Consider the following 8,121-nt stretch of genomic DNA (forward strand, 5'->3'; position numbering starts at 1 on the left):
CAACAGACCCCTCGGGGTCAGGGGTCACCCTCGGTGCTGCACACGGTGTGCCCCGGAGTCGGAGGGTTCCGCTGCTCGGGAGACCCTGGAAAGAAACCGTGGGGCTGTGGGCAGGCGACGTCAGCGGCTACGCAAAGCTTGCGAGGCCCGCACGTCCTGCATAGCGGCGGAGGCCCTAGTCGCCCAGCTTGCCGCCGCGGCCGGCCTTCTTCTCGGAGGTGCGCTTCTTCTCCTCCAGGCGCCTGCGCTTGGAGCCCAGGGTGGGGCGGGTGGCCTTGCGGACCTTGGGGACGAAGGTGAGGGCCTGCAGGCCGGCGCGCAGGCGGCGCACGGCGGCGTCCTTGTTCTGCGACTGGCTGCGGCGCTCGGTGGCGGTGACGGACAGCTCCGTGGGCGGGTGTGAGAGGCGCACGCCGCTGGCGGTGGTGTTGCGGTGCTGGCCGCCGGGTCCGGAGGCGATGAAGAACTCCACGTCGCAGACCTTCAGCAGGGCCTCGTCATCCAGGGCGAGGGCCTCCCGGGCGGCCTGGCGTCGTGCGGGGGGAGCAATGGGCTGGGTCGGCGTCATGTCGGTCCTCAAGGTAGCGCCGCGAGGACGCCACCGGTACCTCGCTCCTGACACCCGCGGGCCCGAACGGCGTGGGCCCCCCGGGTGGACGCGCTCAGGTGAGGTTCAGGTTGAACGTGAAGCCCGTCTTGGCGCTGCGGCCGTCCTCGGAGGTGGCCACGAACTTCACCGCGTAGGGCAGGACGGTGAGCGAACGGTCCGTGGTGACGCGCACCTGCACGGTCGTCTCGCCCGCGGGCAGGGTGACGGGGTCGGCGGCGAGCCGCTTGCTGGGGGTCTCGAGCGTGATGGTGAGCGGGCCGGTGAAGCCCTCCGCGCGCGTCACCGTCACCGTCACCTGGCCGGACTGGCCGGGCGTCACGTCCACCTGTCGGGGCGCCACGGCGATGGCGAAGTCCGGCTGGGGCTGGGGCGGCTCCAGGATGATCAGGGAGATGCCGCTCGTGGCGGTGACGTTGTTGGCCGGATCCTCCGCGACGAGCTGCAACGCGTTCACGCCGTAGGTCGTGACGTTGGGGGACACCGTGATGGTGGCGGTGGTGCTGACGAGGGTCTCTCCCTCCGGGAGGGAGAAGTCCGGGCCGAAGGTGACGCCCTCGGGGGCGACCACCGCGCGCACGCGCACCTCGCCCAGGTTGTCCGCGATGCGCTGGAGGGCGATGTCATAGGGGACGGAGTCGCCGGGCGCGACGGTGACGGTGTCCACGCCTCCCCAGTCCAGACGGTAGTAGGGCCCGCCACTGTCGCAGCCCAGGGCCAGCGCGCAGGCGAGGATGGCGAGACGGGGGAAGGAACGCGGCATGGGAGGGCTCCAGGGGTGGCGAAGCAGGGACGAGCATGGGGCCGGGGCGCGCGAACCCGCAAGCGGCCCCGGGGAAGGCGGGCGTCAGCGGAACAACGAACAGGCCGCGAGATAAGTCCCGACGTGGGCCTCCAGCGACGGCGTCAGCGGCCTCGCGTAGCCGCCGCCCAGCGTGAGCACCACGGGGAGTCCGCGCTCCTTCGCGGCGCGCATGACGCGCAGGTCGCGCTCGCGCAGGCCCGCGTGGGTGAGCGACAGCCGGCCCAGGGTGTCCTCCTCCAGCGGATCCACCCCGGCCTGGAAGAAGAGCAGGTCGGCGTGCGCGGACTCCAGGACGTGGGGCAGGTGGGCGTCGAGCGCGGCCAGGTACTCCGCGTCACCCACGCCGTCCTCCAGGCCCAGGTCCAGGTGCGAGGGTTGCTTGCGGAAGGGGAAGTTGTGCTCGCCGTGCATGGAGAAGGTGAAGACGGACGGGTCGCCCGCGAAGGTGGCCGCGGTGCCGTTGCCCTGGTGCACGTCCAGGTCCACCACCACCGCGCGGCGGATGGCCCCCTCGGCCTGGAGGACGCGGATGGCCACGGCGATGTCGTTGAAGACACAGAAGCCCTCCCCGTGGTCCGGGAAGGCGTGGTGCGTGCCGCCGGCCAGGTTCGCGCCAAACCCCTCCACCAGGGCGGCGCGGGCCGCGGCCAGGGTGCCGCCCACGGACGCGCGCGCGTTGTCCACGAGCAAGAGGGACCAGGGGAAGCCCAGCCGGCGCAGCTCCGCGTCGGTGAGGGTTCCGCCGAAGAAGGCGTCCAGGTAGCGCGCGGTGTGCACGCGCTCCAGTTCGTCGCGCTCCGCGCGGGGGGCCTCGTGGAAGACGGCGGGGGGCAGGATGCCGCGCGCGAGCAGGATTTCGCGCAGCAGGCGGTACTTCTCCATGGGGAAGCGGTGCCCGTCAGGGAGGGGGACGGAGTACCGGTCGATGTGGAAGACGCGCACGGATCCGGGGCGTAACGCCCGTTTTCGAGGGCCGCAACCGGGGGCGTAGAACTTCCGGCGGGCCTGTCCGTTACAGGAGCAGGCGGCGCGCATGTGCCGCCCCCGCCGTTTCCAGGAGCCCACACCCATGAACCTGAAGCCCCTCTCGCGGGCCGTCCTGACGGCCGCGCTCGCCACCGGTCTGTCCGCCACCTCCGCCTGGGCCGTCACGCCCGTCCACGAGCCCGTGAAGCCCCCGCCCACCGCCGAAGCGAAGCCCTCCGTGCAGGGCGGGCCCACGAAGCCCACCGGCACGCCCGCGGGGCAGGGGGCGCAGGCCCAGCCGCAGGGCGCCCAGCCGGAAATCGAAGTGGCGTTCGTGCTGGATACGACGGGGTCGATGGGCGGCCTGCTGGAAGGCGCGAAGCAGAAGATCTTCTCCATCGCGTCGCGCATCGCGAAGGGCAAGCCCACGCCGCGCCTGAAGGTGGCGCTGGTGGCGTACCGGGACCAGGGGGACGCCTACGTGACGAAGCGCTTCGACCTGAGCGATGACATGGACTCCATGTTCGCGGAGCTGCGCAAGCTCCAGGCGGACGGCGGCGGGGACTTCCCCGAGCACGTGGGCCGCGGCCTGGGCGAAGCGGTGTCGCTGCTCAAGTGGAGCCAGAACCGGGAGGTGATGAAGGTCATCTTCCTGGTGGGTGACGCGCCTCCCGCCGAGCGCGAGGCTGCCTGGGACTTCAAGCTATGGTCCAAGCGCGCGAAGGAGCGCCACATCGTGGTGAACACGGTGCGCTGCGGCGCGGACAGCTCCACCGAGGAGTCCTGGCGCTACGTGGCGAAGCTGACGGACGGCACCTTCGACTCCATCGACTCGGCGGGCGGCATGGTGGCGGTGGCCACGCCCTTTGACGCGGAGCTGTCGCGGGTGAACGCGGAGCTGGCGGGCAAGACGCTCTACGGCGGACGGAAGGAGGCCCGCGAGATGAACCTCGCCCGTTCGGAGGCGACCAAGGGCATGGCGGCGGAGGCTGTCGCGGATCGCATCAGCTACATGAAGAAGAGCCGGGGCGCGGGCATGAGCGCCCCCAGCGCGGCGGCGGTGAGCAGCGCGCCCGTGGCGGTCGGTGGCGCGGTGGACCTGCTGGAGAAGCCGGCCGCGCTCGACACCCTCAAGGACGACGAGCTGCCCCAGGAGCTCAAGGGCCTCAAGAAGGAGGAGCAGGCCGCGAAGGTGAAGCAGTTGTCCGCCGAGCGCAAGGCGCTGGAGGAGAAGGTCGCGAAGCTGGCCACCGAGCGCGACCAGTGGCTCACGAAGAACGCCCCCGCCAAGGAGGACGCCTTCGACGCCAACGTGATGAAGAGCGTGAAGACCCAGGCCGCGAAGTTCGGCGTCGCGTACTGAGGTCTCCACCTTCCGGGCGGGCTACTCGCGCGTCACCGCCCGGAGGACGATCTCCCTGCGTTGATCCAACAGCCGCATCGCCCACGGCCGCGTCGCCAGGTAGACGCCGAAGTGGAGCACGGCGAAGGCGGCGATGAAGGCCACGGACTGCCAGCCCGGTCCGTCCTTCCCCGCCGCCCGCAGCGCATGGCCAAACGGCATGCAGCCCACGCTGGCCGCGAGGATGCCCAGCATGGACGCGGTGAGGGGGATGCGGTCGCGCCGCTTGAGGCTCGCGTGGAACTTCACCGGGAAGTACAGCGACAGGAAGTTGCCCGCGGCCAGCAGCATGGGCACCACCGCCGCCACCGACGCCATGGCGCACAGGAAGTCCACGAGCGTGCCCGCGCCGAAGTACACCCGGTAGAAGGCGCCCACCAGCACCGCCATCCCCAGCGCCGCCACGCCCTGCACCCGGTTCTTCGCGCGCAGCACGTCCGCCAGGTTCATGGGCGCCGCCAGGAACACCGCGAAGCCGTGCCCGTCGTACGCGAAGGTGTTCTGCGAGAACGTGGACGCGATGACCACCGCGCCGTAGATGCTCAGGCCGCCCATCACCCACGCATCCGCGCTGCCACCCAAGAGGTACACGAAGAGGTCCCGGCCGGAGAGCAGCTTCAGCAGGATGGCCAGGATGAAGGGCACCGCCGCCAAAAGCCGCGCGCGCGGGTTGCGCCACAGGTCCAGCACCTCGCGCCGCAGGATCGTGTCGAAGCGTGAGCCCGTGGTGGCGAAGGGGTCACTGTCCTTGCCATCGCCCCGGTCTCCACCGGAGCGGCCTCCCGCCTGCCGGTGGAAGCGCATCAGCAGCGCGTACGCCACCGCCATGCCCATGGCGGTGAAGAACAGGAGCCCGAAGGCCTCCAGCATCGCGATGCCCACGCGCCCGTGCGCCAGCTGTCCCAGCCCGTCGCCGAAGAAGCCCGGCGGCACCTGGCTGAGCGCCACCGCCGCGTTGATGATGAGGCTCATGTCCAGCGCGCCCACGCCCGCTTCGCCCACGCTGGTGAGCCACGACGTGTCGATGGGCGGGATGAACGACGCGGCCACCAGGAACGCCACCATGCCGCCGCCCATGATGCGCGCGCTGTGCTTCGCCCTCAGCACGTTGATGACCGTGTAGAGGCCCACCCGGCTCCACGCCGCGCAGAAGAGCGCGAACAGCACGTAGAGCACCGCCGCCAGCCACGGGGACGCCAGCCGGTGGCGCGACGCATAGCCCACCGCCGCGCCGGTGAGGGGCGCGTAGAACACCAGCGCGCGCGGCTCGAAGAGGCTCGCCACCGTGGAGCCCATCAGGAGCCGGAACGGCGAGATGGGGAACGCGGCGTAGCGCGACAGCTCCGAGTGGTCATCCACGCCCGCGGACAACAGCGGCCACGTCACCCAGGTGGCGGCGGTGACGAAGCACAGCAGGTTGAGGATGAAGTACGGCCACACGTTGCTGTGCACGATGAGGGGCAGCCGCATCAGCTTGAAGAAGCTCAAGCCCAGCAGGACACCCGGCGCGCTGGAGCCCAGGAATGCCGCCACCGCGAGCAGGCGGCTCTTGCCCGGGCCCTGGTTGAGGCCCAGGTGCAGGCGCAGGCCCCAGAGGAGCAGCAGGTGCTGGAAGAAGCTGGGGACCGGCGGACGCGGGCGGTTCACGCGGACTCCCGGCGCAGCGGCACCACGTTCGCCGGGGGCTCCCCGTAGAACGACAGCTTCGCGTTGCGCGCGGCGGGCACGGAGATCAGCTTCTCGAACACCGCCTCCAGCGTGGCCACGCCGTGGCGCTGGCGGAGCTGTTCCACCGGGCCCTGATCCAGCATGCGCCCGCCCCGGATGACGCCCGCGTGCGTGGCCAGCCGCTCGGCGATCTCCAGCACGTGCGTGGTGAGCAGCAGCGTGACGCCCCGGCGGGACAGCTCGCGCAAGAGCTCGCGGATGACGCCCGCGGCGAGCACGTCGATGCCCTCGAAGGGCTCATCCAGCAGCACCAGCTCCGGTGCGTGGATGAGCGCCGCGGCGATGGCCAGCCTGCGGCGCATGCCCTTGGAGTACTCCGACACCAGCGCGCCGGCCTTGTACGTGAGCTCCGTCAGCTCCAGCAGCTCCACCGCGCGCGACGCGGCCTGGGCGCCGTCCAGCCCGTACATGCGCGCGCAGAAGGTGAGGTACTGGCGGCCGGTGAGACGCTCGAAGAGGCTCAGCTCCTCCGGCACCACGCCCACGCGCTGCTTCACCTCCAGGGGCTTCGCCACGGCGTCCACGCCGAGCATGCGGATGGAGCCCTGGTCGGGCCCGTACACGCCGGTGAGCAACGCGATGGAGGTGGACTTGCCGGCGCCGTTGGGGCCGAGGAACGCGTAGAAGGCGCCCCGGGGAATCTGGAGCTCCAGGCCGTCCAGCGCGGTGAAGGTGCCGAAGCGCTTGACGAGGCCGCGGGCGTCGATGGCCAGCTCGGGGCCGGGTTCAACAGGAGGGGGCGTCATGAAGGACGCCATCACACCATGCCCCCAGGGGCTGCCCACAATCCTCGGGTTGACGGATGGTGCGGCCCGCCGGGCGCTTGCGACTCAGTGCACCATGGCCACCTCCGGCGGCCCGACGATCTGCTGCACCGTGGTGCGCACCTTGTCCAGGTCCACCGGCTTGGAGATGTAGCCGGCGGCGCCGACCAGCTCGGCCTCCCACTCGAAGCCGTAGCCGGAGATGATGATGATGGGCAGGTTGCGCGCCCGAGGCATCTTCTTGAGCGCGTCCAGCAGGCCCCAGCCGCTCATGACGGGCATGCGCAGGTCCAGCAGCACGGCGCCCGGGATGTCGTCCTCCAGAAGATCCAGCGCCTCGCGGCCGTTCTTGGCCTCGATGGTCGCATAGCCCATCTCCTGGAGGGCATCGCAGATGAGCGTGCGGTGACTCGCGTCGTCGTCGACGACCAGGATGAAATTCGACATGGGCTTGAGCCTCTGGAGTGGCGGCGTCTGCTGGGGACCGCGATTCTATGGGGTCGAAGATGGGAATGCCCCCTTCATTGCGGAAGGGGCTTCGTTTCTTTTCAACACTCTCCGTAGAGCGACAGCGTGTTGCCGCCCAGCACGCCCGCGAGCACGGCCTCGTCCAGCCCCAGCCCGGCCAGCGCCCGGAGCTCCCGGTCCCACGCATAGGGGATGTTGGGGAAGTCCGTCCCGTAGAGGATGCGCTCGGGCCGCGCCTCCAGCGCCTTCCTGGGCAGGGGCACGGGGAAGTAGCCGCCCACCGCCATGGTGGTGTCCAGCCAGAGCGTGTCGTAGCGCTCCAGCAGGCGCGCGTACGCGTCGAACTCGTCCGCTCCCAGGTGCGGCACGCACAGCTTCAGCGTGGGATGATCCTTCAGCACGCGTTCCACCCGCTCCGCGGCGCAGAGCTGGTGCGGATCCACCGGGTACTGGGGACTGGACGGCTCCCGCCCTGAGTGCATCACGAGCGGCTTTCCCGCCCGGGCGCACGCCTCGTAGAGCGCATGCAATTGCGGCGCGTCCGGGGAGAAGGCCTGGACGTGGCAGTGCAGCTTCACGCCCTTCAGGCCCAGGGCGAATGCCTCCTCCAGGATGGCGACAGCGTCCGGTTCGCCCGGGTACACGGTGCCAAGCCCGATGACGCGGGGCTCGGCCTTCGCCACCTCCGCGACGAAGGCGTTGAGGGCGCGCGACATGCCCGGCTTGTGGGCGTAGTGCAGGGCGACCACGCGCTCGACGCCCCGGGACAACAGGAAGGACAGCACGCGGGGCGTGTGCAGCTTGTAGCGGATGGGCCAGCCGTACCGGTCGAACCAGCGCCACACCGCCTCGAAGACGCGGTCGGGGAACAGGTGCACGTGCGCGTCCACGACGGGCGGCAGGCCGGGGTCCACGCGGGGCCCTTCCTCGTCCGCCAGCGCGGGCATGGGCATGTGGATGCCCTGATCCCTCCAGGACGCGGCCGGCGAGGACGCCAGGCACGGCACGGGGGCGTCGTCGTCAGGATGCACGTGCTGCGCGGGGAGCGGCTCCCGGGGAACCGTCATCCTCCCGAGCCTGCCGAGCCCGCCGAGCCCGGCCCGGAGGACTTCTTCGCGTCCTCCTCGTTGTCCAGGCGCCGCAGGTAGCTGTTGTGCGCGTAGCCCTGGCGCTCCAGCCGCTGCGCCTCGATGGCGTCCGCGACCTTCGAGCACACCTGGCCGAGCATGCGCAGGGACTCGGCGATCAACCGCTCCGCGTGATCCTGCGCGTTGGCGGACGGAATGATGGGACGGTCGCGACGGAACGGCAGGGGCAACTTCATCCCCTGGAATCTAAGGGATGCCCCAACCGGGTGCCACGCGTCACTCCCGCCCCGTTC

At 70.9% G+C, this 8,121-nt stretch carries 9 protein-coding genes; 1 reads left to right on the plus strand and 8 read right to left on the minus strand.

Annotated elements, in window-relative coordinates:
- Positions 1-175 precede the first annotated feature (175 nt).
- The 3 genes from D7X32_RS41575 to D7X32_RS41585 form a co-directional block, all read right to left on the minus strand.
- Complete coding sequence (locus D7X32_RS41575) at positions 176-568, minus strand: peptide chain release factor-like protein (protein ID WP_120558308.1); 393 nt, start codon at positions 566-568, stop codon at positions 176-178.
- Between the two features lie 94 nt (positions 569-662).
- Positions 663-1,370, minus strand: coding sequence for a COG1470 family protein (locus tag D7X32_RS41580; protein ID WP_120608049.1), 708 nt, complete (start codon positions 1,368-1,370; stop codon positions 663-665).
- Positions 1,371-1,454: 84 nt separating this feature from the next.
- Positions 1,455-2,354 carry a histone deacetylase family protein gene (locus D7X32_RS41585; RefSeq protein WP_120608050.1) on the minus strand — a complete coding sequence of 300 codons (900 nt, stop codon included), beginning with the start codon at positions 2,352-2,354 and terminating at the stop codon, positions 1,455-1,457.
- A gap of 127 nt (positions 2,355-2,481) precedes the next feature.
- Here D7X32_RS41585 and D7X32_RS41590 point away from each other — a divergent pair, with 127 nt between their 5' ends.
- On the plus strand, positions 2,482-3,741 hold the full coding sequence (locus D7X32_RS41590; protein ID WP_120608051.1) for a vWA domain-containing protein: 1,260 nt from the start codon (positions 2,482-2,484) through the stop codon (positions 3,739-3,741).
- Between the two features lie 21 nt (positions 3,742-3,762).
- On the opposite strand, the gene D7X32_RS41595 is transcribed toward D7X32_RS41590, so the two are convergent.
- The 5 genes from D7X32_RS41595 to D7X32_RS41615 form a co-directional block, all read right to left on the minus strand.
- Positions 3,763-5,427, minus strand: coding sequence for a hypothetical protein (locus D7X32_RS41595; RefSeq protein ID WP_120608052.1), 1,665 nt, complete (start codon positions 5,425-5,427; stop codon positions 3,763-3,765).
- Positions 5,424-6,254 carry an ABC transporter ATP-binding protein gene (locus D7X32_RS41600; protein ID WP_120608055.1) on the minus strand — a complete coding sequence of 277 codons (831 nt, stop codon included), beginning with the start codon at positions 6,252-6,254 and terminating at the stop codon, positions 5,424-5,426. Before D7X32_RS41600 ends, D7X32_RS41595 begins: the two co-directional genes overlap by 4 nt.
- Positions 6,255-6,338: 84 nt before the next feature.
- Positions 6,339-6,719, minus strand: coding sequence for a response regulator (locus D7X32_RS41605; protein WP_014394116.1), 381 nt, complete (start codon positions 6,717-6,719; stop codon positions 6,339-6,341).
- A gap of 101 nt (positions 6,720-6,820) precedes the next feature.
- A complete protein-coding gene (locus tag D7X32_RS41610; RefSeq protein WP_120608053.1) occupies positions 6,821-7,807 on the minus strand; it encodes an amidohydrolase family protein in 987 nt (328 codons plus the stop codon).
- On the minus strand, positions 7,804-8,064 hold the full coding sequence (locus D7X32_RS41615) for a hypothetical protein (protein ID WP_120608054.1): 261 nt from the start codon (positions 8,062-8,064) through the stop codon (positions 7,804-7,806). The genes D7X32_RS41610 and D7X32_RS41615 overlap by 4 nt, the downstream gene beginning before the upstream one ends.
- Between the last annotated feature and the right edge of the window lie 57 nt (positions 8,065-8,121).

The sequence above is a fragment of the Corallococcus carmarthensis genome (genome assembly GCF_003611695.1).
GTDB lineage: Bacteria > Myxococcota > Myxococcia > Myxococcales > Myxococcaceae > Corallococcus > Corallococcus carmarthensis.